At 37.7% G+C, this 26,640-nt stretch carries 28 protein-coding genes and 1 riboswitch; of the genes, 11 read left to right on the top strand and 17 right to left on the bottom strand.

Going from position 1 to position 26,640, the window contains the following annotated elements; translation table 11 throughout:
- Window positions 1-19 precede the first annotated feature (19 nt).
- The 3 genes from B3D94_RS14225 to B3D94_RS14215 all read right to left on the bottom strand — a co-directional run bounded on the left by B3D94_RS14225 (window position 20) and on the right by B3D94_RS14215 (window position 2,659).
- The gene (locus B3D94_RS14225) at window positions 20-535 is read right to left on the bottom strand and encodes a DUF6886 family protein (protein ID WP_291757872.1); all 516 of its coding nucleotides are present in this window, start codon (window positions 533-535) and stop codon (window positions 20-22) included.
- Between the two features lie 12 nt (window positions 536-547).
- Window positions 548-1,288, bottom strand: coding sequence for a class I SAM-dependent methyltransferase (locus tag B3D94_RS14220; RefSeq protein WP_291757870.1), 741 nt, complete (start codon window positions 1,286-1,288; stop codon window positions 548-550).
- Window positions 1,289-1,474: 186 nt separating this feature from the next.
- Window positions 1,475-2,659, bottom strand: a complete 1,185-nt coding sequence (locus B3D94_RS14215) for a YbfB/YjiJ family MFS transporter (protein ID WP_291757868.1) — start codon at window positions 2,657-2,659, stop codon at window positions 1,475-1,477.
- A gap of 112 nt (window positions 2,660-2,771) precedes the next feature.
- On the opposite strand from B3D94_RS14215, the gene B3D94_RS14210 reads away from it, so the two are divergent.
- The 4 genes from B3D94_RS14210 (at window position 2,772) to solA (ending at window position 7,879) form a co-directional block, all read left to right on the top strand.
- Window positions 2,772-3,662: a LysR family transcriptional regulator gene (locus tag B3D94_RS14210; protein WP_069480494.1), complete on the top strand. Its 891-nt coding sequence runs from the start codon at window positions 2,772-2,774 to the stop codon at window positions 3,660-3,662.
- Window positions 3,663-3,861: 199 nt separating this feature from the next.
- Window positions 3,862-5,229 (top strand): guanine deaminase, encoded by a 1,368-nt coding sequence (guaD, locus tag B3D94_RS14205; RefSeq protein WP_291757866.1) that lies wholly within the window; start codon window positions 3,862-3,864, stop codon window positions 5,227-5,229.
- Window positions 5,230-5,280: 51 nt separating this feature from the next.
- Window positions 5,281-6,633, top strand: coding sequence for a uracil-xanthine permease family protein (locus tag B3D94_RS14200; protein WP_069480492.1), 1,353 nt, complete (start codon window positions 5,281-5,283; stop codon window positions 6,631-6,633).
- Window positions 6,634-6,760: 127 nt separating this feature from the next.
- The gene (solA, locus tag B3D94_RS14195) at window positions 6,761-7,879 is read left to right on the top strand and encodes an N-methyl-L-tryptophan oxidase (protein WP_291760566.1); all 1,119 of its coding nucleotides are present in this window, start codon (window positions 6,761-6,763) and stop codon (window positions 7,877-7,879) included.
- Between the two features lie 220 nt (window positions 7,880-8,099).
- Here the strand turns inward: solA and B3D94_RS14190 are convergent, their stop codons facing one another.
- From B3D94_RS14190 to B3D94_RS14175, 4 genes are read right to left on the bottom strand one after another with little or no spacing between them, the layout of a single operon-like run.
- A complete protein-coding gene (locus B3D94_RS14190) occupies window positions 8,100-8,663 on the bottom strand; it encodes a 5' nucleotidase, NT5C type (RefSeq protein ID WP_291757863.1) in 564 nt (187 codons plus the stop codon).
- Window positions 8,664-8,679: 16 nt separating this feature from the next.
- On the bottom strand, window positions 8,680-9,765 hold the full coding sequence (locus tag B3D94_RS14185) for an FAD-dependent monooxygenase (protein WP_291757861.1): 1,086 nt from the start codon (window positions 9,763-9,765) through the stop codon (window positions 8,680-8,682).
- The gene (gene ribD, locus B3D94_RS14180) at window positions 9,762-10,874 is read right to left on the bottom strand and encodes a bifunctional diaminohydroxyphosphoribosylaminopyrimidine deaminase/5-amino-6-(5-phosphoribosylamino)uracil reductase RibD (RefSeq protein ID WP_291757859.1); all 1,113 of its coding nucleotides are present in this window, start codon (window positions 10,872-10,874) and stop codon (window positions 9,762-9,764) included. The genes B3D94_RS14185 and ribD overlap by 4 nt, the downstream gene beginning before the upstream one ends.
- A gap of 15 nt (window positions 10,875-10,889) precedes the next feature.
- Window positions 10,890-11,621 carry a GTP cyclohydrolase II gene (locus B3D94_RS14175; protein WP_069480487.1) on the bottom strand — a complete coding sequence of 244 codons (732 nt, stop codon included), beginning with the start codon at window positions 11,619-11,621 and terminating at the stop codon, window positions 10,890-10,892.
- Window positions 11,622-11,891: 270 nt separating this feature from the next.
- Between B3D94_RS14175 and B3D94_RS14170 the strand changes: the two genes are divergently transcribed.
- From B3D94_RS14170 to B3D94_RS14155, 4 genes are all read left to right on the top strand, one after another.
- On the top strand, window positions 11,892-12,527 hold the full coding sequence (locus B3D94_RS14170; protein WP_258268054.1) for a TrkA C-terminal domain-containing protein: 636 nt from the start codon (window positions 11,892-11,894) through the stop codon (window positions 12,525-12,527).
- Between the two features lie 158 nt (window positions 12,528-12,685).
- On the top strand, window positions 12,686-13,885 hold the full coding sequence (locus B3D94_RS14165) for a quaternary amine ABC transporter ATP-binding protein (RefSeq protein ID WP_069480485.1): 1,200 nt from the start codon (window positions 12,686-12,688) through the stop codon (window positions 13,883-13,885).
- Entirely contained in the window at window positions 13,878-14,732 is an 855-nt protein-coding gene (locus B3D94_RS14160; protein ID WP_008174570.1) for an ABC transporter permease, read from the top strand. The genes B3D94_RS14165 and B3D94_RS14160 overlap by 8 nt, the downstream gene beginning before the upstream one ends.
- Window positions 14,733-14,800: 68 nt before the next feature.
- Window positions 14,801-15,679, top strand: coding sequence for a glycine betaine ABC transporter substrate-binding protein (locus tag B3D94_RS14155; RefSeq protein ID WP_069480484.1), 879 nt, complete (start codon window positions 14,801-14,803; stop codon window positions 15,677-15,679).
- A gap of 56 nt (window positions 15,680-15,735) precedes the next feature.
- Here the strand turns inward: B3D94_RS14155 and B3D94_RS14150 are convergent, their stop codons facing one another.
- From B3D94_RS14150 to B3D94_RS14140, 3 genes are all read right to left on the bottom strand, one after another.
- A complete protein-coding gene (locus B3D94_RS14150; RefSeq protein ID WP_069480483.1) occupies window positions 15,736-16,050 on the bottom strand; it encodes a DMT family transporter in 315 nt (104 codons plus the stop codon).
- Window positions 16,050-16,391, bottom strand: coding sequence for a DMT family transporter (locus B3D94_RS14145; protein WP_036124306.1), 342 nt, complete (start codon window positions 16,389-16,391; stop codon window positions 16,050-16,052). Before B3D94_RS14145 ends, B3D94_RS14150 begins: the two co-directional genes overlap by 1 nt.
- A 125-nt stretch (window positions 16,392-16,516) precedes the next feature.
- Window positions 16,517-16,612: riboswitch (guanidine-I (ykkC/yxkD leader) on the bottom strand.
- A 31-nt stretch (window positions 16,613-16,643) separates the two neighbouring features.
- On the bottom strand, window positions 16,644-17,777 hold the full coding sequence (locus B3D94_RS14140; RefSeq protein ID WP_291757854.1) for a PstS family phosphate ABC transporter substrate-binding protein: 1,134 nt from the start codon (window positions 17,775-17,777) through the stop codon (window positions 16,644-16,646).
- Window positions 17,778-17,962: 185 nt separating this feature from the next.
- Between B3D94_RS14140 and B3D94_RS14135 the strand changes: the two genes are divergently transcribed.
- A complete protein-coding gene (locus B3D94_RS14135; RefSeq protein ID WP_291757853.1) occupies window positions 17,963-18,436 on the top strand; it encodes a YbaK/EbsC family protein in 474 nt (157 codons plus the stop codon).
- Between the two features lie 97 nt (window positions 18,437-18,533).
- On the opposite strand, the gene B3D94_RS14130 is transcribed toward B3D94_RS14135, so the two are convergent.
- Window positions 18,534-19,583, bottom strand: coding sequence for a DUF418 domain-containing protein (locus B3D94_RS14130; protein ID WP_291757852.1), 1,050 nt, complete (start codon window positions 19,581-19,583; stop codon window positions 18,534-18,536).
- A 183-nt stretch (window positions 19,584-19,766) separates the two neighbouring features.
- Here B3D94_RS14130 and B3D94_RS14125 point away from each other — a divergent pair, with 183 nt between their 5' ends.
- Complete coding sequence (locus tag B3D94_RS14125) at window positions 19,767-20,030, top strand: Parvovirus coat protein VP1-like protein (protein ID WP_083244617.1); 264 nt, start codon at window positions 19,767-19,769, stop codon at window positions 20,028-20,030.
- Window positions 20,031-20,065: 35 nt separating this feature from the next.
- On the opposite strand, the gene B3D94_RS14120 is transcribed toward B3D94_RS14125, so the two are convergent.
- The gene (locus B3D94_RS14120; protein WP_291757851.1) at window positions 20,066-20,836 is read right to left on the bottom strand and encodes a GNAT family N-acetyltransferase; all 771 of its coding nucleotides are present in this window, start codon (window positions 20,834-20,836) and stop codon (window positions 20,066-20,068) included.
- A gap of 134 nt (window positions 20,837-20,970) precedes the next feature.
- Here B3D94_RS14120 and B3D94_RS14115 point away from each other — a divergent pair, with 134 nt between their 5' ends.
- A complete protein-coding gene (locus tag B3D94_RS14115; RefSeq protein WP_291757850.1) occupies window positions 20,971-21,477 on the top strand; it encodes a GNAT family N-acetyltransferase in 507 nt (168 codons plus the stop codon).
- A 45-nt stretch (window positions 21,478-21,522) separates the two neighbouring features.
- On the opposite strand, the gene B3D94_RS14110 is transcribed toward B3D94_RS14115, so the two are convergent.
- From B3D94_RS14110 to B3D94_RS14090, 5 genes are all read right to left on the bottom strand, one after another.
- Complete coding sequence (locus B3D94_RS14110; protein WP_069480476.1) at window positions 21,523-22,026, bottom strand: pyridoxamine 5'-phosphate oxidase family protein; 504 nt, start codon at window positions 22,024-22,026, stop codon at window positions 21,523-21,525.
- A gap of 167 nt (window positions 22,027-22,193) precedes the next feature.
- A complete protein-coding gene (locus B3D94_RS14105; protein WP_069480475.1) occupies window positions 22,194-23,057 on the bottom strand; it encodes an AraC family transcriptional regulator in 864 nt (287 codons plus the stop codon).
- A gap of 370 nt (window positions 23,058-23,427) precedes the next feature.
- Window positions 23,428-23,625, bottom strand: coding sequence for a hypothetical protein (locus tag B3D94_RS14100; protein WP_069480474.1), 198 nt, complete (start codon window positions 23,623-23,625; stop codon window positions 23,428-23,430).
- Window positions 23,626-23,711: 86 nt separating this feature from the next.
- Complete coding sequence (gene glnA, locus B3D94_RS14095; protein WP_036124288.1) at window positions 23,712-25,046, bottom strand: type I glutamate--ammonia ligase; 1,335 nt, start codon at window positions 25,044-25,046, stop codon at window positions 23,712-23,714.
- Window positions 25,047-25,237: 191 nt separating this feature from the next.
- The gene (locus B3D94_RS14090) at window positions 25,238-26,584 is read right to left on the bottom strand and encodes a sodium-dependent transporter (RefSeq protein WP_069480473.1); all 1,347 of its coding nucleotides are present in this window, start codon (window positions 26,582-26,584) and stop codon (window positions 25,238-25,240) included.
- Between the last annotated feature and the right edge of the window lie 56 nt (window positions 26,585-26,640).

The following is a 26,640-nucleotide window of genomic DNA, read 5'->3' as shown; positions in this document are numbered from 1 at the left end:
CATGACGAGGCTTGTTTACTTAATATCTTGGCTTTGCGAAACGCATTCGACACATTGACCAATGTAACGTTGTATGCTGAATTTCATCATGAATGTCCCATAGGCTATCTACTATTCTTAATTCGACATTACGTTCTAGCAATGCACTACATATATCATCGATTTCAAATAACGCAATAGGAATTTGAGCAGTTTCACTAACCGAATAGCCCGCATTTTCATCCTGTAGCGTAAATCCATTTCTCTCAAACTCATATAGGTATAGTCTTGTATTTTTCAATACCTCCAACCATTTGCGTTCAATAACCACGACATGAGGCGCTGTTTTGAGATAATGCTGTCTGTCCTGCTCTGTAGTTTGACTCCCAGCACGAAAACAAACACGCGGACAATCTCTCGGAGTTAAATAATTAGGCAAGCATCTCTCGTTGATCGCCCATACAAGACCTTTACTGGCATCTAAATCTGGTCGCTCAGGTATACGAGGATGAAAAATCGTTATCGTAGGGTCTTCACTAACATGAAATAATCTCATGGGCTCTCCTCCTTATTTTTTCAACTTAAATACAATAAAATCAGCACAATGCAAATCCTCCTCAAATTGAGGATACTTCTCAAGCATCTCTTGTGACGGTCTAGGCTCTACAATTTTTTCTATATGAAAGCCAGCTTCCGTAATTGCTTCCACATAGCTTGTTAGTGTGCGATGAAACAATATAAGCGGTGGGTCAGCAGCTAGTTGTTGATAAACGCCTTCATAAAAGTAACGCTGTACCTTCCAATACTGCTGAACCAGCTGCTCATGTCTAATCCATCCACTATTTGGCGTGACAAAGCAGGGATGCAATATTGAAAAAATAAAAGTGCTATTCGGCTTTAAAAGACGATACATCTCACGTATTGTGGCACGATAATCCTCTAAATCTTGGAGAACCATATTTGAAACGATACGATCAAATTGGTTGTCTGCTAAGAACGCTAAATTTTCACAATTACCATAAAAAAATTGGACTGGCAACTGCTGCGGTGTTCTTTCCATAGCAATGTCCAGCATTTTTTGTGAAAAATCAACAGCCGTTACGATAGCCCCTTTTTTCACTAGTAATCTACTTAAGTATCCTTCGCCACACCCCGCATCTAATATATGCTTTCCATTCACCTCTTCCAGTAAAGAAAAGATAGTGGGATTTAATAGTACTTCACGATGAGTATCACCATACTCATTATAATTAGCCGTATACCTTTCCGCATATTGATTCCAACGTTTAATGGCTTGTTCTGTATCCATAAAAATACCTCTTTTCAATGTAAATTCGCAACGTTACGTCCCTTGTGCACTTGTCTATTTTTCCATATAAAGAAAAAAACATATAGACTTTTATTTAATTTTTTAATATCATTTAGATAGAGGCACGCCTTCTTTAAGTAAATGACTAAAGCCAGAAATCCATATAGGATTTCTGGCTTTTATGCTTTATATAGAAATGGTATGTTCAGCAACGGCTTCTTTTTTAATGGTTAGCCATCTGCCCACTAACATCACAAGTAATGCCAAAAAGACGATTATTCCCGCAAAGACTAGTGCTGCCTTATAGCTAGTATAAATATCGACCAACTGTCCTGCGACAATAGGTCCAATTATTTGTCCAAATGCATAAAACGTTGTTAGTAATGATACAACAAATCCGCTCTGTGTAGGAAAAAGTTGCCGTGCATAGGAAGTAGTCAGTGTCACAATACCTACAAAGGTTAGACCAAATAAAAATGATGCTAGCAATACACTCCATACATTTTGTGAAAATACAGGTAACAAGATGCCTACTACTTGAAGTATGTATGCCACAAATAAAATTTTTATTGCTGAAAACTTCTCTAATAAGATCGTCCAAACAGGTGCTGACGGTATTGCCGCTAATCCTACAATGACCCAGCTATACGAAGAGTACGCTTGGAGAGAAGGAATATTATGAATAATATCAACTAAAAAAGTACCAGTAATAATATAGCCAAGCCCCTCAAGTCCATATGACAGAATAAGCCATGGCATAAAGCCCTTTGTCATTTTCGTATTAGAAGATTGTGCTACTTTTAAAGTATCTTGAATCTCTAAACCTCTCCATAAAATAGTAGTAATCAGTAAAAAAACAACTGATAGTATGCCTAGTCCTAACCATGTTCCTTGCCATGCAAGTCTCGCTTCAATAAGAGGAACGCATATACCTGAAATGGCAATCCCTAGCCCTATACCACTAAATACATAGCCCGACCATCGGGATAGTGAGTGTTTCGCCAAATAATCCATGACAATACTAGACGTTAAAACAAAAATTAGTCCACCTGTAATACCAGCGATTAATCGGAGAATTAACCATATACTATACAGATCAATCAAACCCATTAATCCAACTGATAGGACATTAAAAATAACACTTACCATTAAAATTTGTTTACGCTGACGATGAATAAAGCCTGCCCATAGTGCCCCAATGAAATAGCCAATATAATTACTTGAAGCTAAAAACCCAGCAACTTCTAAAGAAAATCCTACATCCTGTCGCATAAACGGTAGAATCGGCGTAAAAGCAAATCGACTAATCCCCATAGCGATGACGAGTAATAAAATTCCTCCGAAAACAATCCCCATATGTTGGCGATTCATAGTGCCCCCCCTTTTCCCTATTGTAATATACAGGATACCGAGCCAAAATTAATAAATCTAATATATAATCTATATAAAATCATAAAAATAATTTATAAAAGGTGTGTTTAACATGAATCTACATGCACTGCGGTTATTTACAAAGGTAGCCGAGTTCAATAGTGTTTCCAAAGCTGCGCAAGCACTTAGGATTAGTCAGCCCGCTGTAACCATTCAAATTCGAAATTTAGAAAAAGAACTAGGTTTAACATTGCTAGAATCAAAAGGTAGAGGTATTACACTAACTCAGAGCGGCGCCTTTTTATATAAACAAGCACAGCGCTTATTTGATTTAGAAATAGATATCGAAAATAAAGTAGAACAGTTAAAAAATACAGGCCGTGAGGAATTACAAATTGCTTCCACACATGTGCCTTCTCATTTTTTATTACCTAAATTATTGGCTCATTTTAAACAAGTCTACCCCACTACCCATATTCATTTAAAAACAGCTAATTCACAACAAGTAATAGAAGAGTTACTCCATTATAAAGCAGATTTAGCCTTTATCGTTAAAGAAGATGGTCATCATCCTGATATTAATTACCAATTTCTGATGAATTTAGATTATTGGTTTATCGTGCCATACAAACACACGTTAGCTGGGCAAACGGTTTCACTTTCAGAACTCATGCAACAGCCCTTTGTCACAAGGGAAGATGGTAGCTCCACAAAGGAATATTTATATGCATTATGTAAAGTACATAAAATACCCCCACCTAAAGTTGGACTACAATTAGATGGAATTAATGAGTCCATTCATGCAATTGCAGCTGGTTTCGGGACGATGCTTGCCCCATCTATAGCAGCATCCAGCTTTATTCAGCAGCAACAAATAGCACGAGTGTTTATTAAAGACATAGACATTCAGCGCCCGATTTATCTTTGTACACGGAAAAATGAACAACATCATTCTTCTTCTTTTAATAACTTTCTTCATATCATTAATGAAACAATCTCTTAGAGAAAAGGCACTCTGGCACTAAAAAAGAGCGCCTTTTTTCTATCTTTCATCGTCTGTCAAAGCTGTAAAAATGTAGGCTGAGACATTAACTCCCCTCAAACCACCCTCTATTATTATTCGTTTTTTTATAGACTTAATAGTTTAAATAGCCTATAATAATCCGTGTTATTATCAATAAACGAACATTAAGGTGGTTTTTATGGCTGAATATACGCAAATTTTCAAAGGAACAGCTTTTACTAGTAAATCTGCTACTGAAGTTCAGATTTTAAAAGACTATTTATTTTTCATTAATGCAGATGGCATGATTGAAAAAACAGTCTCTCCTGAACATGCTGATTACCAACAATTAATAACTACATACCAACACCACAAACATTTTCATCAATTAGATGAAGGTCAATATTTCTTACCAGGATTTGTCGACTTGCATGTACATGCACCACAATGGGCACAATCTGGTACAGCTTTAGACATACCACTTTACGATTGGCTGAACACATACACCTTTCCTATCGAATCAAAATTTTCAGATTTAACATTTGCCCAAGAGGTTTACGAAGATTTAGTGAGCACACTCCTTGCTAACGGCACTACAACATCCTTATATTTCGCGACGGTTCATAAAGAGGCTAGTATTCTTTTAGCAAAAATTTGTGCTGAAAAGGGGCAACGAGGATTAGTCGGAAAAGTGGTGATGGATGACCCTGAACAAAATCCTCATTTTTACCGAGATGCTACTACACTAACAGCTCTTGCTGATACAGAAGAATTCATTTTAGCTGTTAAGGAATTGGCAAAGACAACTAAGCAAGGTGTATATCCTGTTGTCACTCCTCGCTTCATTCCAAGTTGTACCGACAATGCTTTAAAGGGCTTAGGGGAATTAGCAGCAAAATACAATACACATATCCAATCTCACTGTAGCGAAAGTGATTGGGAACATGGCTACGTCAAGGAAAGATTCCACAAAAATGATGCTGAAGCTCTCCATGATTTTGGTTTATTAGGCGAAAAATCTGTTATGGCCCATTGTAATTTTCTAAGCGATGATGATGCACGATTATTTGCAGAGACAGGCACAGCTATCGGTCATTGCCCAATTTCTAATGCCTATTTTGCTAATAGCGTTATTCCCATTTCCCGATTCCATGCACTCGGGGTTGATATTGGATTAGGTTCAGATATATCAGGCGGATTTTCGCCTAGCCTTTTCGATAATGCAAGACAGGCTGTCATGTCATCAAGAATGCTTGAGGATGGTGTAGATACAGCAATCACAGCCAATAAACGTGGTGTTCCAAATTCACGTATTACGATTAATGAAGCCTTTTATCTAGCGACAGCTGGTGGCGGTGAAAGCTTAAGCCTACCAATTGGTCGTTTACAGGAAAATTATACATGGGATGTACAAATCATAGATACAAAAACCCATTCTGCAAAGCTTCCGATTTTTGATAGTCAAGAAGCTTTACACGATATTTTCCAAAAAGTGATGTATCTTGTCCGTCCTGAAAATATCCGTGAAGTTTGGGTCCAAGGGAATAAAGTTCATTCAAGGGACTAATGATTCACCAACTGTCTATTAAAAATTTATCATTATGAGGTGCACATCTTCGTGGAAACGCAACAAAGCAAACTAACTAATACAACGAGAAAAACAACAAAATTAACCGTACTACCAGATGAAAAAGTTTCGATTGGTCAATCAGCGCTACTAGGTTTACAACATGTCATGGCAATGGATGTTTACGTTGTCCCATTTTTAATCGCCATGCTAATTGGCTTACAAACTGGTCAAGCCAGTGCATTAATCCAATCAACCTTTATTGCTACAGGGCTTGCAACTATTATACAAACACATTTCTGCATGAAATTACCAATGGCACAAGGTCCTTCTTATGTTCCGCTAGGAGCCATCGTTGGTATTTACGCAGCAAGTGGTAGTGGGGATTTAGGATGGAGCACAATATTAGGCGCAAGCTTAGTTGGTGCCATTTTAGTAATTATTTTAGGCTACACAGGTATCTTCAATAAAATTGTACAAACATTTATTCCGCCAATTGTAGGGGGAACAATTATTTTTGTTGTTGGTCTATCGTTAATGCCTGTCGGTTTAAGCGATAATATTTTTAATGGAGCAGGTGCATCCATTCAACAAAATATTTATTTAGCGTTGATTTCAGCAGTTGTCTTAATGATTTGTGTGATGTTAGGTACAGTCTTCCATCAAAAGGGGCGCCTATTCCGTATTGGCTCCGTTATTATTGCTTTAATAGTCGGTAGTATTGCTGCAAATATGATGGGAGTTATAAATTTATCAGCTGTCTCACAAGCAAAATGGTTTAGTATGCCTCAAATTCCTTTCGCTGATTTCAGCTTTAGTTTTAATATTTCTGCCATTGTTACAATGGTCATTATTTATATTGTCTTAATGGCGGAAACAACTGGAACATGGTTTGCTATTAGTAATGTCATCGACAAACCTTTAACGGATAAGCAAATTAATCGCGGTGTTGTCGGTGAAGGTATTGGCTGTTTTATAGCTTCATTACTAGGTTCTACACCAGTAACTGGTTACTCAACAAATGCAGGGGTAATTTCCATTACAGGAATTGCTAGTCGTCGGGTATTTATCGCTGCGGGTATTTGGTTTATTGTTTTTGGCTTCTCTGGTAAATTAGCAGCGCTCATTTCAGCAATTCCATCTGCTGTCATCGGAGGAGTGTTTGTCATTGTATGCGGCATTATTGCTATTAGTGGTTTACAGGTCATGAAAAATGAACATATTGGCGAAAAGGAAATGTATGTAATTGCTATTCCAGTCATTTTAACGTTAGCACTGACATTATTACCAGATGATTTCTTGTATTCATTACCGACAACTGTTCAATATTTATTCGGCTCACCAATTGCCACAGCTGCACTTGTAGCCATTGTCCTCAATAAAATACTACCACGCTCAAAATAATCAACAATTTCATGTACAACCCTCTTTCCCTATTGGTGAGCGAGGGTTGTACATGTTTAATTTTTCAAAAATTTCTGTTTCATTTTCTAGCAATCTGTTATACTTGAGCAAAAAAGTAGGGATTATTATGGTATATGATGTCATTATAGTTGGGGCAGGCTCTATGGGGATGGCAGCAGGTTATTATTTAGCGATGGTAGGAAAAAATGTCTTGATGCTGGATGCTTTCGATCCCCCACATGAGGAAGGTAGCCATCATGGAGAGACAAGAATTATTCGCTTTGCCTATGGGGAGGGAGTTAGCTATGTACCTTTCGTTAAAAGAGCCGGTGAGCTATGGCAGGAGCTCGAATCTTTGGCAGATGAAAACTTATTTTTACAAACTGGGGTAGTAAATATCGGAGAACCAACCTGCAGTTTTATTCAAAATGTAAAAGCCAGTGCTACACTTCATGAATTAGCCCTCGAACACTATTCAGCAGCTGAAGCCATGAACAAGTGGCCTGGATTATCTTTATCGGCCAATTTGGTGGCATGCTTTGAGCCGACAGCTGGTGTCCTTCGAGTTGAAGCATGTATTCGAGCCTATAAAAAGCTAGCTTTGGAAGCTGGGGCACGCTTACAGACAAATGAAAAAGTTGTTGGCATCCAAGCTGGAGAAATTGTGCAAGTTCAAACGGCCAATCAAGTCTATGAGGCAAAGCAATTAATTGTCACTACAGGGGCATGGGCAACCGAGCTACTTCAAACGCTGGACATCGCCCTTCCTGTTACACCAACGCGAAAAACCTTTGCATGGTTCGAAGCGGATGAACAGCTTTATAGTGAAGGGGTCTTTCCAGCCTATTGCTTCGAATTCGCCGATTCCTCTTACTATGGCTTCCCTAGTATTGATGGTGCAGGACTAAAGCTAGGTCGACATGATGGTGGCGAAGAAATAAATCCAAATAGGCCTCTTCATCCATTCGATGACAATGATCGTGCAGATTTACAACATTTCATTCAGCAATTTATGCCTCGGCATGGAGCATTAAAATACGGGAAAACGTGCAAATATTCTATGACGCCAGATGAAGATTTCATCATTGATTTCTTACCTACTCATCAAAATATTATAATTGCGGCAGGGTTTTCAGGTCATGGCTTTAAATTTAGCAGTGCCGTTGGAGAAGCTCTCGCAGAATTAACGTTACATGGTGAATGTAAGCAAAATTTAACACGCTTCCAGCTTAATCGATTTCATTAATTTTGAATACATGTAGGAAAAAATCAATATCCGACATTAATTGGATGCTTCGTCATAAAGCAGATTGGAACGTAAGGCGCAATCCCAGTCGTGGAAATGAGCGACGTTACTCTATTTCATTCTAAATCAATCTACTATTTCATTTTTATTGACTAAAAAGAACCCCAAACAGGTAACTTTATCAGTCACTATAATTTGGGGTTCAACCATATAAAAAATCTTACGCTTCAATAAGTGCTAAAAAATCCTGCCAATGATGCAATCTTGGTAACTCAACATGCTGATTATAAGATTGATTTTTTAAAATTACTTTTGTCTGTATATTGTGAAGTGTCTCCAGCACGGCTGGTTTATCATCTACATAAACATCTAAAGCAAGCTCTTTTATAATCGCTACCTTCTCGGCATCTTGCATGCCACAGAAAAAATGGCCCTCTTTTATCGGAAATCCTTGTGCTTCCATCCATTCTTTTGTTTGCTTACAAAATTGCTTCGGACGAGAGGTAATGTAGTAAATATCATGGCCATGATCCACTAAAGCTTGCAGCACTGTTAATGACCCTTCAAAAGAAGGACAGTTCGTAAAATAAATTTCTTCTAATGAACTGTTCCACATCGCTGCTCCCTCTGCATCTGATAAGCCAAATGGCTCATGAATTTCAACTCTTTTTAGCGTATCAAAAATATCAATTGGAATATTTTTTTCCATTTTTTTATTGTAAATGGCAAAGGCATGTGCCCGTAAATCTATTAGTGTATCATCAATGTCAAAACCAAATTTCATTAGGTGTTACTTCCTTTCATGATGCTCTATTGACAAAATGAGCAGAAAAAGTTTGTTCCCTTTCTATTTGTACTGCTAAAACATCCTCAATAGCTTGCTCTCGCATATGCTGAAAATCTTGAACATTAAAATGAGCTAATGAATCTTTATTTAATAGAGATGCCAAACAATCAGCATCTTTTAACGCACTGTTCAGGCCAAATGCTCCGGTCGGCGTCATCGTATGGACCGCATCACCTAATAGCACAAGACCTTGCGTACCCCAACAGCTACAGTGGCAGCTGAAAACATCTAACAGCACAAAATCTTTCCAAGACTGAATATGCTCCCTTACTGGCTCAGATAATGCAGGAAATTGCATGGTAAGCTGTTGGATAAAAGGTGTAAATGATTGTTTTCGGAGCTGTGGATAGCTCCCCTGTTCAATATTCCATCCAATTTGAATAGAGCCACCAACTTGCGTGAACAATGATAGTTGCTTATCTCCGATTAATGCCATTTTAATAGAGGGCTCCCAGCCTGAAGGAGCTGGAATTTTAGCCCATAGTAAGTCAAAGCCATGTTTTTGTTTTTGAACATCAATATGTGCTGCCTTACGAATCGTAGAATAGCGTCCATCAGCACCAATTATTAGTTGACTATTGATCTTTATGGTTGTTCCATCTTTTATTGCAATGACGCCTTTATAATTACCTGGTGCGTCCTCAATGAGCTCCGTTACCTTCGTATGTAGCAGGCAAGTAAAGTGAGAGTATAGCAGCGCTTTTTGTAAAATCCCCTTTAATAAATTTGCTTGAGGTACATGAATTCCAAGATGACCGACTGAGTCATTAGGAAAAACTGTTTTAAAGGCATTACCATCTGCGTAATATTCTAGCTTCTCCATACGTAATAAGCCAAGCGACTCGACTGCTTCGAAAAGTTGATGACTTTTTAAAACAGCCTCGCCTTCTTCATTTAAATGTTCGCCACGAAAAGACTTACCTAAGGCCGCATTTTGCTCTAGTAGAATGACCGAAAGCCCTTTTTTGACCAATAAATAAGATAAAAGTGCCCCAGCTGGTCCAGCCCCTACTATACAAACATCCGCTTCATAGTTCAATTTCCTTCACCTTGCTTTGGATAAGCGATGATACGTAAATCCTCGCCTACCTTATCAAATGAGGCAAATTCAATATCCCATGCCTCGCTCATTAAAGAGGGGTTATAGCCCGCAAATGGCGTTAAGGATAAATTCCCTCCTAGAACCTTTGGCGCTATATAAATCACATACTTGTCAATGGCACCTTGCTGTAAAAATGAAGCATTCACTTTACTACCACCCTCTAGCAAAATATCTGTAATGCCGTGTTCATAAAGTCTTGCAAGCATTTCATCAATATTTAGCCCATGTTCGTTCTTCTCAATAGGTAAAACTGTGAGGCCTTTATTAGTAAATGAATCGACCTTTTCTTGGCTAACCTCATTGCTACAAACTAGAATTGTTGGGGCTTCTTCCGTATTGATCACATTCGCATCAAGCGGTGTACGTAATAAACTATCCATAATGATACGTGTTGGGTTTTTCCCAAAGCCGTCGCTCAATCTTGTTGTTAAAGATGGATTGTCAGCGATGACTGTACCAACACCAACTAGAATGCCATCTACCTCGTGGCGAATATGGTGGACATCCTCACGTGCAGCGTCACCTGTTACCCATTTAGAATGACCTGTATGCGTAGCAATTTTCCCATCTACAGTCATAGCAAATTTTGAAATTACAAACGGTCTTTTAGTAAGCATGTTATGGATAAAGCGTTCATTTAAACGGCGTGCTTGTTGCTCCAAAACACCGACCTCCACTGCTATACCTGCATCGCGCAGCAATTGAATGCCACGACCTGCTACAGTAGGATTAGGATCTTGCATGGCAACCACAACTCGACTAACGCCTGATTCCTTCACTAGATTCGCACAAGGAGGCGTTTTACCAAAATGTGAACAAGGTTCAAGCGTGACATATAGTGTAGCATTCTGTGCATGTTCGCCAGCCATACGAAAAGCATGAACTTCTGCATGTGGTTCGCCTGCTTTTCTGTGTAAACCAGTACCTACAATGATGTCATTTTTGACAATTACCGCCCCAACAAGTGGATTAGGGTTTGTATTGCCTTTTGCACTAGCTGCTAGGTCTAGAGCTAGTTGCATGTATTTTTCGTCTTTATTAGTCATGGTCGCCACCTCCACTTATTGTTTTTCTCGTAAATGTCCAGATTTCTCAACCTTCGTTTCCAAATAAAAACGATTCGTTTCCGTTAAGCCACCCCATAAAGGAACATGCCCTTCTGCCGCCAAGCCTCGAGCCTGTAAAGCAGCCAATTTTTTAGGATTATTTGTAATAAGCGTCACAGGCTTTGCACGTAGAGTAGCTAAAACTGCAAGTGCTTCTTCATATGAACGAGTATCATCAGGGAAGCCGAGTGCATGGTTTGCCTCTACTGTATCTAGCCCTTCTTCTTGTAATAAATAAGCGAGTGATTTAGAGAATAAACCAATGCCTCGCCCTTCATGATCAGCTAAATAAAAAATAGCTCCACAGCCGTGCTCTACAATCATTTTCATAGATTCATGCAATTGATACCCACAATCACAGCGCTGACTGCCAAATATGTCACCTGTGTGACAAATACTATGCATACGGATTAAAGCATCTTCTGAATGGGTAAAATCACCATATACAAGAACTGATGATTGCTGTAAAAAAGCCAAATTGGCTGTGGCTAAGCCATCAATTATTTCTTCTTTTGATACATTCACATCTACTGTAAGCCAGTTATACCACTGAAAAGTAGCAGAAAAGTCACCTTGTTTAACGGGCAAATTCACAGGACCAACTAGGCAAATATTTTCTGTATTCGTGTGCTTTATAACTGTCATTTTATCTTTCACTATGTCCATAATTTTAGTAGTAATTGTCATATTAATCTCCAACCTTCTATAGGAAACAGTTGGTTAAAAACACCAACTGAGCACATGTATTTTCACAACGCTTACATAACGTAACTTAGTTTATAATAATAACTTAAAAGTGTCAAACAACGGCTACTATCCTATGATTTTTAATAGTAGATACAAAAATTTTAGCATTACTTTTTTATCATATACTACTAGCTTATGGAGATGCTATTTTTTCTGTGCAGGCTAGTCTATAATAAGCTGTGGTACCGTAATGACGAAAGGAAGTTTAAAATGAACTTAGAAAAAACTGTGCAACTGAAGCAGCCAAAATATCAACAAATTGCTATCGACCTTGCCTCCAAGATCGTAGAAAGAAAATACCGCATCGGCGATAAAATATATGCAAGATCCTCTCTTGCAAGTCAATACAATGTGTCTGCTGAGACTGCTAGAAGAGCAATCGCTGTTTTACAAGACTTAGAAATTGTAGAGGCATCGAAAGGTAGCGGTGTAATTATTAAGTCGTATGAAAAAGCAGCGCATTTTGTCCGACAATTTCATGACGTTCAATCCATTCACGAAATACAAAATGATCTTCTGACAAGTATTCAAAAGCAACAGCATGAATTAATAAATTTACAAGACAAGGCAAAGCAGCTAATTAGTCGTACGGAGCATTTCCGTTCAGTAAATCCATTTATCCCTTATCAATTGGAAATGACTGCTGAAAGCCCAGGCATTCATCAAACTGTACAAGCCTTAAACTTTTGGCAAAATACATCAAGTACTATCGTCGGCATTCGTCGCGGTAATGAATTATTACTATCACCTGGTCCTTATGTATCATTCGAAGAAGGTGACATTATTTATTTTGTTGGAAATGATGAAAGCTTCGCTAGAGTACAAAGCTTTTTATACCCAAATTAAAAACCGTTTAAGCGCTGATATCACAGCGTTTAAGCGGTTTTTTTCTTATTGGTCAGTTTGACAAAAGTAACAACCCTTTGTTACAGTAAGGTTGTTACTTGCTTATTTTTGGGTATCACTATCCTCAAATAGTAATAATCTACGAAAGGAGTGCTTCTATGGAAAAATTAAAAGTAGAACACGTATCTAAAGTGTTTGGCAAACATATTCCCCAAGCACTAGAACTCGTCAAGAAACAAAAAAGTAAAACTGATATCTTAAAAGAAACAGGTGCAACTGTTGGTGTATACGATGCAAGCTTTACAGTGAACGAAGGAGAAATCTTCGTTATTATGGGATTGTCAGGAAGCGGTAAATCAACATTAATACGGCTCTTAAACCGCCTTATTGAACCAACGAGCGGAAATATATATATCGATGGAGAAAATATTTCTAAAATGGGTAAAGAAAGTTTACGGACTGTAAGAAGAAACAAAATGAGCATGGTTTTCCAAAACTTCGGTTTATTCCCTCATCGTACATTACTTCAAAACACCGAATACGGCCTTGAAATCCGAGGCATTTCAAAGGAAGAACGCCAAGCAAAAGCTGAGCAAGCTCTTGAAAATGCTGGATTACTCGCTTATAAAGATCAATACCCAAGTCAATTATCAGGTGGTATGCAGCAACGTGTTGGATTAGCGCGTGCTCTTGCCAATGATCCTGAAATTTTATTAATGGATGAAGCTTTTTCAGCATTAGATCCATTGATTCGTAAAGAAATGCAAGATGAGCTACTCGACCTACAACAAAAGGTCAAAAAAACAATTTTATTTATCACTCATGATCTGAATGAAGCATTACGCATTGGGGATCGAATCGCTATTATGAAGGATGGCTCTATCATTCAGATTGGTACGGGAGAAGAAATATTAACCAACCCAGCAAATGATTATGTCAAAACATTCGTGGAAGATGTGGACCGCTCTAAAGTATTGACGGCTGAAAATGTCATGGTGCGACCTGTGTATGTCAACGTAGATTTAGACGGCCCTAAAGTAGCACTAAAACGTATGCGACAAGAAGCTGTTAGTTTATTAATGGCCGTCGACAAAAACCGACATTTAAAAGGCTTTATTACAGCAGACGACGCATTAGCTTCAGCTAAGAAGCAAGAGCAAACCGTTCATTCGATTGTGCAATCAGAAGTGTTAACAGTTCCGCCAGACATGCTATTACAGGATATATTAGGGATGATTTATAATTCACCTACTCCTATTGCCGTTGTAAAAGATGGTCGCTTGCTTGGTGTACTGATTAGAGGCGTTGTCATCCAAGCACTTTCAACGAGTGATGAGGAGGCCGATGTACATGAATAATTTTTTAGATAATATTCCAACAATACCACTAGCTCCATGGGTAGAATCAGCTATGGACTGGTTGACGAGTAATTTTTCAGCGTTCTTTAACTCGATTCAGCAATTTGGAAAACTACTCATGAATCAGGTCACTGATTTGTTAAATAGTATCCCAGCCATTATTTTAATTTTACTTGTCGTTGTTTTTGCCTTTTATGCAACTGGTAAAAAATTCGGGCTTGCCTCATTTTCATTAATAGGCTTGTTGTTTATCTATAATCAAGGTCTTTGGACAAATCTGATGGAAACAACCACACTCGTCATCTTTTCAAGTATTATTTCCATCATCATTGGTATTCCACTTGGGATTCTCATGTCGAAGTCTACAATCGCTGAAAGTATTATTAAACCAATACTCGATTTCATGCAAACAATGCCTGGCTTTGTCTACCTCATCCCGGCCGTTGCCTTTTTCGGCATAGGAATTGTACCTGGTGTCTTCGCATCCGTTATATTTGCTTTACCACCAACTGTACGTATGACGAACCTTGGTATTCGTCAGGTACCTAAAGAATTAGTGGAAGCCGCAGACTCTTACGGTAGTACGGCTAGTCAAAAACTATTTAAAGTAGAAATCCCACTTGCTAAATCAACGATTATGGCAGGTATTAACCAAACTGTAATGCTATCCCTTTCTATGGTAGTCATCGCCTCGATGATTGGTGCTCCAGGTTTAGGACGTGAAGTCTTAACAGCCCTACAACGTACACAGGTTGGGAATGGTTTCGTTGCAGGCTTAGGTTTAGTTATTTTCGCCATTATTATTGACCGTTTAACACAAAGCTTCAATAAAAAGAAAGCCTTATAAAATTAGTTTATTTTCTTGCCATGAAGGCAGTTTAATAGATAGAAATGATGTACAGAAAGGGAGATTAGATGAAACTGAAAACACTATCGAAATTAGGAATGGCTTTAGGTTTAGGCTTCATGCTCGCTGCATGTAGCGGAGGAGACTCGGGTTCTGGAAAAAATAGTGATTCTAAGGAGGTAAATTTAGCCTATGTAGAGTGGGATACTGAAATCGCCTCTACAAATGTAGTGGGGCAAGTCCTTGAAGATTTAGGCTATGATGTAACATTAACTCCTTTAGATAATGCCATTATGTGGGAAGCAGTTTCTAAAGGCGAGGCAGACGGCATGGTCGCTGCATGGTTACCACATACACATGAATCACAATATGAAAAATATAAAGATAAATTAGATGAGCTTGGCGAAAACCTTGCTGGCGCAAAAATCGGCTTAGTTGTACCAAGCTATATGAAAGCAAACTCTATTGAAGATTTAACAGATGAAGCTGATCGTACAATTACTGGGATCGAGCCTGGTGCTGGTATAACAGCAGCAACTGAAAAAGCATTAGATGAATATGATAGTTTAGCAGATTGGAATTTTGTTACTTCTTCGTCTGGTGCAATGACTACTTCTTTAGCTAAAGCTTTGAAAGAAAAGGAAGAAATTATTGTTACTGGTTGGTCACCACACTGGAAATTTGCTAAATATGATCTTAAATATTTAGAAGATCCAAAAGGTGTTTACGGTGGCGAAGAAACAATCAATACTTTTGTTCGTAAAGGTTTAAAAGAGGATTTACCTGAAGTGTATTCAGTGTTAGACAACTTTCACTGGACAGCAGAAGATTTAGAAAGCGTTATGCTAGAAGTAATGGATGGTAAAGATCCAAAAGACGCTGCTAAAGAATGGATTGAAGCAAATCCAGAAAAAGTAGCTGAATGGACAAAAGATGTAAAAAAATAATGTAAAAAAATGCACTTCCTTTGTTTCAACTGGAAGTGCATTTTTATATGCTTCTTTTATGACAATATTTTCAACATGACGGCTGCTCCTAGAACAAGCACTATACAAACAATTCTTCTCCAATCCTTGGATTCATTAAAGAAGAGCATTCCTAGCAAGGCTCCTCCAGCCGCACCAATTCCTGTCCAAATTGCATAAGCAGTACCCATTGGTAAGGTTTCCATAGCATACGCAAGGCCTGCAAAGCTTAATGTAAATGCAAATATCAATAATCCCAAGTTTTTTTTATTTTTTTCGTTATTATATTTACTAATCATATAGACACCCATCATCTCACATAGGCCTGCAATTATTAATGCCATCCATGCCATTATTCAGTCACCTCTTTTTCCTTCGGCTCTCCTGTCACAAGCTTTAAGCCTACAACCCCTGCCAATAAAACAACAATACATAGTATTTTTGCTAGCTTCCATGGCTCTCCAAACAGCAAACTATCCGCGCATACTGTGCCGGCTGTCCCTAAGCCTACAAAAATCGCATATACCGTACCAACTGGTAAGTGCTCTCCCGCTTTAATAAGCAAATAAAAACTAACATAGATTGCAATTGCAGTGCCTATCCATTCCCACACAGTTGAAGCATGCTTTAAACCAATGACCCAACCTACTTCAAAGCAAGCAGCGATAATGACACTTAACCAATGCTTATTCATAAAAAATCCCTCCATTTTATAGGACACGATGAATACTACCTTGATGACTATCCTTTCTCAGCTTTCGCCAAATTGCATGATTTTAGCCAAGCAAAAAAGCCTAGAAGAAACTGTCCTTCAACAGTATCTCCCAGGCTTTTATCCCTCCGTGTCACAAAAAAAATTGTGGTTTTCTCTCGGACCAGACTAGCATCAGCTACGGAACCCTAGAAAACTTTACAATATTTTATTAAGCTTAGTATAGCAAACTATTTAATAATTTTCCACTGGAACATAGCCGACTTTTTCTACTAATGCTTGACCTTCATCGGTAAGTATCCAATCGATTAGCTTTTGAACATTTTCATTTTCTGTCCCTGCTGTGACTGCATAAAACTCGGATACTAAAGGATAAGTTCCATTTCGAATATTCTCTTTAGTTGGAGCCACTCCATCAATGGATAATAATTTGATTTTTTTATTTTGAACCATCTCTGTCGAATAATATCTAAACGTATAGCCCATCGCGTTTTTATAATTTCGATATTGTGATACTTCATGGATAATGCCACCCATTCCTGAGGCAATATTTTCTGAGGGTGCCTTCATAATCGGCATGTTGCCCATTAGTTTTTCTAGTGCCGTTTGACTTCCACTATCCGCCGGACGTTGGAAAGCACGGATAGCTTCATCCTTACCGCCTACATCACGCCAATTGGTAATTTCACCAGCATATATTTTCTTCACCTGTTCCAATGTAACATTATCTACACTGTTTTTATGATGGACGAAAAAAACAAATGCCTCTCGCCCAATTGGTGTCATATCAAACGTAAGACCTTCCTTTTCTGCTTGCCATTCTTGCGAGACAGAAGGTGCTGCTACAAAAATAAGATCCACATTTCCTACTATTAAATTTTGATAGGCTTCTGGCGTACGGCTCACTTGGACCTTACTATTATATGGCTGGTAGTCTCCTTTAGGGTAAATAGCCTCCACAAAAGCTGCATATAAAGGATACATAGCTGTGGCTCCATCTAAACGCGGTAATGACTCTGTCAAATGTAATGAGGCTTTTTCGTCAGGCTTTACCACTTGATTGGCCCGCGTAAATGGTTGATAAGCAGATATATCAATTTCTGCATCTACAGTGGGAATACTCAGCTTATAATAATGTTGAATAGGAGTAATTAAAGCAATCACTATTGCTACACCTAATACACTCATTAACCATCTCTTTTTCTTTTTTGTATGTATCCAATTCAATTTTCCACAAACAAACAACACAAATAAACAAACTGGAACTGTATAAACTAGTTGCAGAAAATGCAGATGACCATTCAGTATGACAAATGTCACTATTGATAAACCAATCATAACGCTCACGATTTGTAAAAATTTAATCAAGATGCACCCCCAGTGTAATTTTACACTTTCAAATTAATCGTACTAGAAAAAGCAGGCATTCGCAATATTATATTCTGAAAATTATGTTAAAATTAAATTTATCTTGATTCGACACCTGTTTGGAACAAGATCGTGCCTATGCTGGCTATCAAGGCACAACAGGAATGATTAGGAGGAATGTACATATGGCAATAGAAAAAGTACGCAGCCATTTAACCCAATGGCATGTGGAACACAAAATACAAGAATTAGAAGAGAGCTCTGCAACTGTGGAATTAGCAGCTCAGGCACTTGGCTGTGAGCCTGCCCGCATAGCAAAGTCTTTATCCTTTCTTGTTAATGATGGCGCTATATTAATTGTGGCAGCCGGTGATGCAAAAATCGATAATGCCAAATATAAAGCCGTGTTTGGGACAAAAGCAAAGATGCTAGGCAAAGATGATGTGGAAGCTATGATTGGTCACGATGTCGGTGGAGTTTGTCCCTTTGGCGTGAATGAAGGTGTTGCCATTTATTTAGATGAATCGCTTAAACGGTTTACAACGGTTTTTCCTGCATGTGGCAGTAGTAATTCCGCGATAGAGGTTACTATTTCTGAACTTGAAACCTATACGCCATACGAAGAATGGATTGATGTCTGTAAGGGCTGGAATGAATAGACGAACAAAAATCGGTGAAACTTTTCCACAGTCTCACCGATTTTTGTTGTAGTTATTGTTCTATTCTCTTTCATCAATGAAAAAATTCATAGAGCTTTTATGATTGTTTTGTCACCATCTTTTTACCATATGTCATATAGCGCCATAGTTTTTCAAATGGTCCAATGGAAAAGAATTTGAACCAAATCATACTAAAGATCATTTGGATGACAAAAATAATGCTTGCGATTACTACAATATCTGATGGTGAAACGACTTCTAAGCCCATAATCGAGATGATTGCCATACCAATAAAGCTTTGGGCTAAATAGTTGGTAAATGCCATTTGTCCCACTCGTCCGATCGGCTGAAGAACTTTCGCTATTTGACGATTTTCTAAGATAATAAATAAACAAGCTACATAAAAATATGTTGTCGGAACTACTCCTAAACCAATAATAGATTGTAACTGTTGGTCATCAGCTTGTGAGGCAAACCATATCCATAGTGAAAAACCAATAAAGAATGGGCCTGTAACAAGAAGCAGCCATTTTATTTTTTTGATATGAGCTCCAATATGACTAATCCAACCCGCTTTCGCTACTAAAAATCCACTTAAAAACATGATAAATATAGCGATAGCATCATTCCCTAAAAGACCTAAAATAGTGGCCATTATCGAATTAGTTGGCATATACAATTGACCTAATATAGCAAGAATATGAAGTGTAATGATTGTAAAAAGCCATTTACAAATTGTTGAAATTTCCGCAGAGTAAAATGGTAGCAATAAAAATCCAATAATTGCATAGATAGCTAAGATTGAACCCCAAAACAGGAAAATATGAATGATACCAATAATCAATAATGCAACTAAACGTCTTGCAAAGCGTCGTTTTGGTTTATCTCCACGAGCTTCTGCCCGAGAAGCAAAAATATAAAAACCAACACCGAATAGGAAGGAAAAGATTGAAAAGAATTTCTTTTCAATAAAGATATCAATAAGTGAATCGATCATTCCATTGATGCCACTATAATCAGGCATAGGGCCGCCCTCTATAATGACCTGATAGGCTCCTACATTAATAAATAAAATGCCAAATAACGCTAATCCTCGAATAATGTCCAAGGAAAGAATTCGTTCTTTTTGTGTAACGGATGGATTCATGTTCAAATAACTCCTTATCTTTTATGTTATAGCTAGCATAACTCCTCATCCTTACAACTATTTTTTTTTAAGCTTACAGGAACCTTACAAATCAAAAGATTAACTTTATAGTTTTTTATCCGATTCTCCCGAAAAAAATAACATACTTTATAGTAAGAACATAGCAGAAGAGAGGTTTCTCCCATGAAAAGAAATCGCAAATTTGGTTTTTGTTACCCTGGCTATCGATACTGTGGACCTGGTTGCTCAGGACCAGGTGAGCCCACAAATGCAGTGGATAATTGCTGTAAACTACATGATGAATGCTATGATCGTTACGGTAGCATAAGATATTGTGATGAACTGTTTCAGCAATGCCTCAGACCTCACATGCATGCACCCAATAAGATGGCGAGAGATGCAAGACTGTTCAATCGGGTATTTGAACTACGTAATCGATTCTTTTAATAATGAAGCTCACGTTGTGTTGAAAACAGCGGGGGCTACTTTTTTGTATAAATCGCATATTTTTGAGGATCTGTAAAGCCAAGCTTTTTTCCTAAATAAATCGATGCTGTATTTGAGATATCACTATCCCAACAAGGCTTTAGCTCGTTTGCCAAACAATGGTTGATAAATGCTGTCGCGATCAAACTAGCCAATCCCTGACCTCTAAAATTCGAATCTGTCATAATATCAATTTCCGCATATTCATTTGATTTAAAAATAGAGACAGCTTCACTGACGATTTGCTCCTTATGTATTAAACAAAAACCAAAACCATTAGTCAGGTAATTAGCCGTAGAATCCCAATATTCATCATAGTAAGCATATGTAAACTCCATTGCGTTTTTTATATGTAGTTGAGCAATTGGCATCACCTCAAAATTGGATACTTCTTGCTCCTCCTTCCTACCGTACAAGCTTTTATCAAATGTAAAGGTATAGCGCTCTATTTTTCTTAGCCGCCCATTTAAAAGTTGTTCAATTTTAGTATTCCATTGTTTTGAATAAGAAAATAAGGTAAAGCGCTTCCCTTCCTCTATAGATAGCTCGAGGCAAATGGCAAGCTGACGGTCAATCTCAGTTGTAGTGGAATCACCATATACAAAATAAATTCCTGATTTTGTGTGTATTAGTAGCGTTTGAAAAGTAGCTGTATCTGTATAGACTGTCCCTTCTATTAATTGATCGAGTATACTATAAACAAATGTTGGTGCCCTTTGAATGTTTTGTTTAATAATTGGATAATGTTTTACTGTAACTTTTATCACGATGTTTCCCCCTTTTATTGGCATTAAGTACCTTATATTCTATAATAAAATATAGATCTAGTTGAAGGGACTGAATTATGCACAGATAGCAATATTTTTCATCCAACATCATTAAAATCTTGGAGGTAAAAGTATTGATTGAATGTATGGACACAGAAAGATTATTATTACGAAAAGTTGCTAGTGCCGACGCTAAAAGTTTATGGGCGATTTGGTCAGACCCTGCAGTGACCAAATTTATGAATATCTCAACCTTTACTCACGAAGAACAGGCGCTAGAAATGATTAAATTACTAAATCAATTAGCTAATGAACATACTGCCATTCGCTATTCTATCATTGAAAAGACAGGTAATAATATCGTTGGCTCCTGTGGATTTAATAATGTGGACTTCGATAATGCTACCGCAGAAATTGGCTATGACTTGGCGAAGACTCATTGGGGAAAGGGCTACGCCACAGAAGCTATCATTGCTTTAATCGATGTTGCTTTTACACATTTGGAGATGACGACAATTGTAGCAAAGGTCAATGCCGCGAATATTAATTCCATCAAAGTCTTGCAGAAATTGAATTTTACTTTGCAGGGCTATGATAGTACTGAAGAAAATTTACAAGTATACGTACTATGTAAAGGGTAATATAAAAAGCTAAGAATGGCTACCTAACCATTCTTAGCTTTTTGCTTAGTGATACATGCCGTGATTAATTTTCCCCGTTAACTTTTCTATTTGTACTTCGAATAACTCTATTTTAGGCATAATTGGATAGCCCTCTTTTTCAAATGTCCATTCAGGATTTCCATATTTCTCTAAAAGCACATCAAAGAACCATTCCTTCTTTGACTCCTCTTCAATTCTTACAACTTGTCCAAATAGCACTACACTTTGGTAGACAAGTGCAGATTGACAAGCATATTTTTTCCCAGGGTGTAAATCGCCCATTTCACTTACTTCTATACTAATTTTAGGGTTTTGTTTAATATTGGACCAAAAATGGCTTTCTCGAATATTACCGATATGCAAATAAAGTTTGTCATTTCCTTCATACACATAAACAAATGGAATCACATAAGGATATCCTTCTTCATCAACCGTCGCAACATGCGCTACTTTCCCCATCTTCAAAAATTGCTGTGCTTCATCATTAGAAATTTCTACCCGTTTGTTTTGAATCATACCTCTTTTCATACTTTAACCCCCTCATCAAAATATGGAACGATTAAAATAAAAACATTTAATCTCAAACATATATATATTTTACATCTTTATGATACCTAAAAAAAGGATATTTTTTCTTTCGACAATAAGTAAAGCCAAGAATGCATTTGTTTAGCATTCTTGGCTTTACTTTATCGTTATTTAATCGGAATCCAAATTTCTGAGTATGAATCAGGACTATATGCATCTTCTTCAGGGTACACCTCAAGCTCCGCTGTTCCTGCTGGCTCATATGGATTGGATGGGAACCATTCTGAATATATTTGTTTCCACGTATTTTGCATGGCATCTGGCATAGGGCCATGTACCTCAAATACAACCCATTTTGATGCAGGCACTTCCATTGTTAATAGATCTTCTCCTACATCCCCTTCATGATTTGTAGCAATCCAGTAATCAATGAACCCCTGTTGTCCTTGGCTTGTATTTGGTACACAAACGCCCAGTACCCCATTGATATTGCCATTATTTAATTGATATAGCTGCTGATCGAAGCCACTCTCATTGATTCCCTGCCAAAATAATGGGATTTCTCGAGTATTCTCTCCATCTTGGCAATTGTAAGTTCTTTTTACACCAACAATTTGAAACTTGTCTTTTTCTACGATTTTATACTTCATTGGTTCTGCTCCCTTCAAGCTTACCTGAATAACCAGGCGATTGTATGATTGTAATGGTCCTTGCCTCTTTCTCGCTTCACTCGGCGTTACATAATGCTGTTTACGAAACGCTTTTGTAAAAGCTTCAGGAGTTTCATAGCCATATTTGTAGGCGAGATCGATTATTTTTTGATCTGTATCCATTAATTCCTGGGCTGCTAATGTTAATCTCCTCCGTCTTAGATAATCCGCAATGGACATATCCGTTAAAATCGCAAATGTTCGCTGAAAATGAAAGACAGATGAATTAACCTCCTGTGCAATTTGTTCAATGGTTATGTTTTCTAATAAATGATCTTCCATAAAATTAATGGCTTTTTGAATCGACTCAATCCAACTCATTGCTCTCACTCCCTGATAAAATCTTAAAATAGTTCATGCTTTCCAGCCTGTCTTTTTATGCTAACTTTGGACAGGTACATTTAGAAGTAGTTTAACATCACTATGACATTTCCTAATGCCGTACTTTACATACGTTTTTTACTCTTTCTCCTCTAAATTCCATTGTACTAAATATCAAAATATATTAAAAAATAACATTGATATATTTATATAACGGACAAGACCTTTAGTGTCCTTAAATAAGGAGAGGGTAATGCTGGGATCTTCGCACGACTACCAATAACATCCCCAGAAGATCGACCATCTCTCATCTTTATTTCCATAAAAAAAGTCACGTCCTCTCGACATGACCATCTTTTTACATATAAAATTACTGGCTGTTTTCGTCTTGATGTTGATAAATAATTAAGGCAGAATGGATGACCGTCTGTTCTCCGATATAGAGGGTATTGTATTTGATATCAAGTATGAAAAAGTAACTTAAATCTAATAAAGCCCGATTAATATCATGTTCAAATTGCACAATATCGTTGTTTTGAATTGTCACAACTTGAGTCGTTTGTGTCATTGCCCACACCCCTTTTCCTTAATGATAGATCAAAAGGGTATTAAAGTCAGTAAAAAAATATTGGAGCTTTTTAGCTCCAATATTTTTTAATACATCGTTAAATATTCTTCACGCTCCCAGTTATGGACCCGTGTGCGGTATTTATCCCATTCGATTTCTTTGGCAACATTAAACTTTTCATAAATATGATCACCTAGAGCGTCTCGTACAACTGAATCCATTTCTAATTCAATTAACGCATGTTCTAATGAAGAGGGTAAGCTATCAATGCCATTTAATTCACGCTCTGGACCTGTCATTTTATAAATATTTCGATCTACCGCTGCTGGAGGCGTTAAATCCTTGCGTATGCCATCAAGTCCCGATGCCAAGATCACAGCCATTGCTAAATAAGGATTCGCCGCTGGATCAACTGAACGTAATTCAACTCGTGTTGATAATCCTCGAGCTGCTGGTATACGAATAAGTGGTGAACGGTTTTGAGCAGACCATGCAACATAGCATGGAGCCTCATAGCCTGGAACTAATCGTTTATAAGAATTAACAAGTGGATTCGTGATTGCCGTAAATCCGTGTACGTGCTGGATAATTCCTGCCATAAAACTACGTGCTGTAGCGCTTAATTGAAGTTCTGCGTGTTCATCATAGAATGCATTTTTATCCCCTTCAAATAACGATAGATTAAAATGCATGCCAGAGCCGTTAACTCCGAATAGTGGCTTTGGCATAAATGTTGCATGTAGCCCATGCTGTGCAGCGATTGTTTTTACGACTAATTTAAATGTTTGAATATTGTCGCATGCTTCAATGGCACTAGCATATTTAAAATCAATTTCATGCTGCCCAGGTGCTACTTCATGGTGAGAAGCCTCAATTTCAAAGCCCATCCCCTCTAGCTCTAAAACAATATCCCGACGACAATTCTCCCCTAAATCTGTCGGTGCTAAGTCAAAATAACCTCCACTATCATTTAGCTCAAGTGTCGGATGCCCCTTTTCATCTAGCTTAAAAAGGAAAAATTCTGGCTCTGGGCCCAAGTTAAAGGAAGTGAAGCCTAACTCCTCCATTTCCTTTAAAACGCGCTTTAAATTAGAGCGTGGGTCTCCTTCAAATGGTGAGCCATCTGGCCTTGCAATATCGCAAATAAGACGTGCCACCTTACCCTTTTCAGCTGTCCAAGGAAAAATTACGAATGTATTGAAATCTGGTCTTAAATACATATCTGACTCCTCTATACGTACAAAGCCTTCAATCGAAGAGCCATCAAACATGACTTTATTGTCTAAAGCTTTCTCTAATTGACTCACAGGTATCTCTACATTTTTAATCGTTCCTAATATATCAGTAAATTGTAGGCGAATAAACTTCACATTTTCTTCCTTTACTCGGCGTATAATACCTTCTTTTGTATAATGTTTCATTTTCCACCACTCCAATGTAAATTTAGTTAACACATTTTTTTATGACTGCTTTTAAAATACATCACTTTTTTATTTTCAGCAATATATATGTAAGGTTTTATAACATCGTTTTTTTAGAATATATTCATCTTGATTTTCGATACATAAAAAGGCGTACCCATTTACTTAATGGATACACCTTATATATATATTTAATATTGTAATAGCATATTTACGAACACTACGAGAATGACAACAGGTACTATGACTAACATTAATATCCTGTAAATCGAATAATACCCTTGACCCATTTGGCTTCCCATTAGCAGTTCTCTTTTCACAAATTCCTTATCCACGACATATGCGATAAAAATTGCAATGAACAAGTTACCCAATGGTAGCATTAAGTTTGATACTAAAAAGTCAGTTGCATCAAAAATATTCTTTCCAAAAACGGATACATCCGCTAGCAGGCTAGAGGAAAGAGATGCTGGAATGGCCGCAAGAAAGACGACTACACCAAGACATGAAGTCCATACCAAGCGAGACTTCTGACTATTTTCCATAAATGCCGCAACAATAATTTCGTATAAACTAAACGAGGACGTTAATGTGGCAAATAAGAATAATAATAAAAACATCGCTAAAAATACTTCCCCAAATGGCATTTGGCTAAATGCTGTCGGTAGCACCATAAATAACAAGCCCGGCCCAGCTGCCGGCTCTAAATCAAAAGCAAATACAACCGGGAAAATAGCTAGTCCAGCTAAAAATGAAACAAGTACCGTCAGCATAACCACGGAGCCTGCTGAATTCGGTAGACTCACATCTTTTTTGAGGTAGGAACTATATGTAACAAGACAAGAAAATCCAACTGCTAATCCAAAGAATGATTGCCCTAAAGCTTCTAATAAAGCTTTTCCGGTAATATTCGAGAAATCAGGCCATAAAAAGAATTTTACCCCTTCCATGGCGCCATCTAATGTGACAGCACGTATCACTAGGACAATGAACATAATAAAGAGCAATGGCATCATCCATTTATTCGCCTTTTCAATACCATTTTGAACACCTAATGAAATTACAAGTACGTTTGCTAATGTAAACAAAGCCAAACCTACAAGTGTAATCCACGGTGTACCAATTATTTTTCCAAATAGTTCTCCAGGATCAATAGCCGGATCAATGACAGCACCCGCTACTCCTAGCCCGCTATAAATAAAAATCCAGCCCCCGACAACGCTATAAAATGTTAGTAATAAAAAACATCCGAGAACACCCATGCGGCCAATCCATGCCCATCCTTTTTTCGTAGGAGCAATTTTTTTATAGGCAGTGATTGCCTCTGACTGTGTACCTCGTCCTAAAATATACTCAGATAATAGCATTGGGAGCCCAATTAACAATGTAAACAGTACAAAGATTAAGAAAAACGCGCCACCGCCACTTTGCCCAGTTACATACGGGAGCTTCCAAATCGCTCCTAGTCCAATTGCAGCACCTGCTGATGCTAAAATAAATCCTAACTTACTAGACCACTGTCCTTTTTTTCCACTCATCTCTTCAAACTCCTCAAACTTTCTAAACTCTTCTCTAATTTTACATGAAAATATAG

It is taken from the genome of Lysinibacillus sp. UBA5990 (assembly GCF_002429815.1).
GTDB lineage: Bacteria > Bacillota > Bacilli > Bacillales_A > Planococcaceae > Lysinibacillus > Lysinibacillus fusiformis.
Note: the sequence above shows the minus strand (reverse complement) of the source record. Positions and strands in the feature narration are given on the sequence as shown.

Coding starts and splice junctions, on each gene's coding strand:
- B3D94_RS14225 (WP_291757872.1), bottom strand. CDS start 535: ATGAGATTATTTCATGTTAGTGAAGACCCTACGATAACGATTTTTCAT.
- B3D94_RS14220 (WP_291757870.1), bottom strand. CDS start 1,288: ATGGATACAGAACAAGCCATTAAACGTTGGAATCAATATGCGGAAAGG.
- B3D94_RS14215 (WP_291757868.1), bottom strand. CDS start 2,659: ATGAATCGCCAACATATGGGGATTGTTTTCGGAGGAATTTTATTACTC.
- B3D94_RS14210 (WP_069480494.1), top strand. CDS start 2,772: ATGAATCTACATGCACTGCGGTTATTTACAAAGGTAGCCGAGTTCAAT.
- guaD (WP_291757866.1), top strand. CDS start 3,862: ATGGCTGAATATACGCAAATTTTCAAAGGAACAGCTTTTACTAGTAAA.
- solA (WP_291760566.1), top strand. CDS start 6,761: ATGGTATATGATGTCATTATAGTTGGGGCAGGCTCTATGGGGATGGCA.
- B3D94_RS14190 (WP_291757863.1), bottom strand. CDS start 8,663: ATGAAATTTGGTTTTGACATTGATGATACACTAATAGATTTACGGGCA.
- ribD (WP_291757859.1), bottom strand. CDS start 10,874: ATGACTAATAAAGACGAAAAATACATGCAACTAGCTCTAGACCTAGCA.
- B3D94_RS14175 (WP_069480487.1), bottom strand. CDS start 11,621: ATGACAATTACTACTAAAATTATGGACATAGTGAAAGATAAAATGACA.
- B3D94_RS14170 (WP_258268054.1), top strand. CDS start 11,892: ATGAACTTAGAAAAAACTGTGCAACTGAAGCAGCCAAAATATCAACAA.
- B3D94_RS14165 (WP_069480485.1), top strand. CDS start 12,686: ATGGAAAAATTAAAAGTAGAACACGTATCTAAAGTGTTTGGCAAACAT.
- B3D94_RS14160 (WP_008174570.1), top strand. CDS start 13,878: ATGAATAATTTTTTAGATAATATTCCAACAATACCACTAGCTCCATGG.
- B3D94_RS14155 (WP_069480484.1), top strand. CDS start 14,801: ATGAAACTGAAAACACTATCGAAATTAGGAATGGCTTTAGGTTTAGGC.
- B3D94_RS14150 (WP_069480483.1), bottom strand. CDS start 16,050: ATGGCATGGATGGCATTAATAATTGCAGGCCTATGTGAGATGATGGGT.
- B3D94_RS14145 (WP_036124306.1), bottom strand. CDS start 16,391: ATGAATAAGCATTGGTTAAGTGTCATTATCGCTGCTTGCTTTGAAGTA.
- B3D94_RS14135 (WP_291757853.1), top strand. CDS start 17,963: ATGGCAATAGAAAAAGTACGCAGCCATTTAACCCAATGGCATGTGGAA.
- B3D94_RS14130 (WP_291757852.1), bottom strand. CDS start 19,583: ATGAATCCATCCGTTACACAAAAAGAACGAATTCTTTCCTTGGACATT.
- B3D94_RS14125 (WP_083244617.1), top strand. CDS start 19,767: ATGAAAAGAAATCGCAAATTTGGTTTTTGTTACCCTGGCTATCGATAC.
- B3D94_RS14110 (WP_069480476.1), bottom strand. CDS start 22,026: ATGAAAAGAGGTATGATTCAAAACAAACGGGTAGAAATTTCTAATGAT.
- B3D94_RS14105 (WP_069480475.1), bottom strand. CDS start 23,057: ATGAGTTGGATTGAGTCGATTCAAAAAGCCATTAATTTTATGGAAGAT.
- B3D94_RS14100 (WP_069480474.1), bottom strand. CDS start 23,625: ATGACACAAACGACTCAAGTTGTGACAATTCAAAACAACGATATTGTG.
- glnA (WP_036124288.1), bottom strand. CDS start 25,046: ATGAAACATTATACAAAAGAAGGTATTATACGCCGAGTAAAGGAAGAA.
- B3D94_RS14090 (WP_069480473.1), bottom strand. CDS start 26,584: ATGAGTGGAAAAAAAGGACAGTGGTCTAGTAAGTTAGGATTTATTTTA.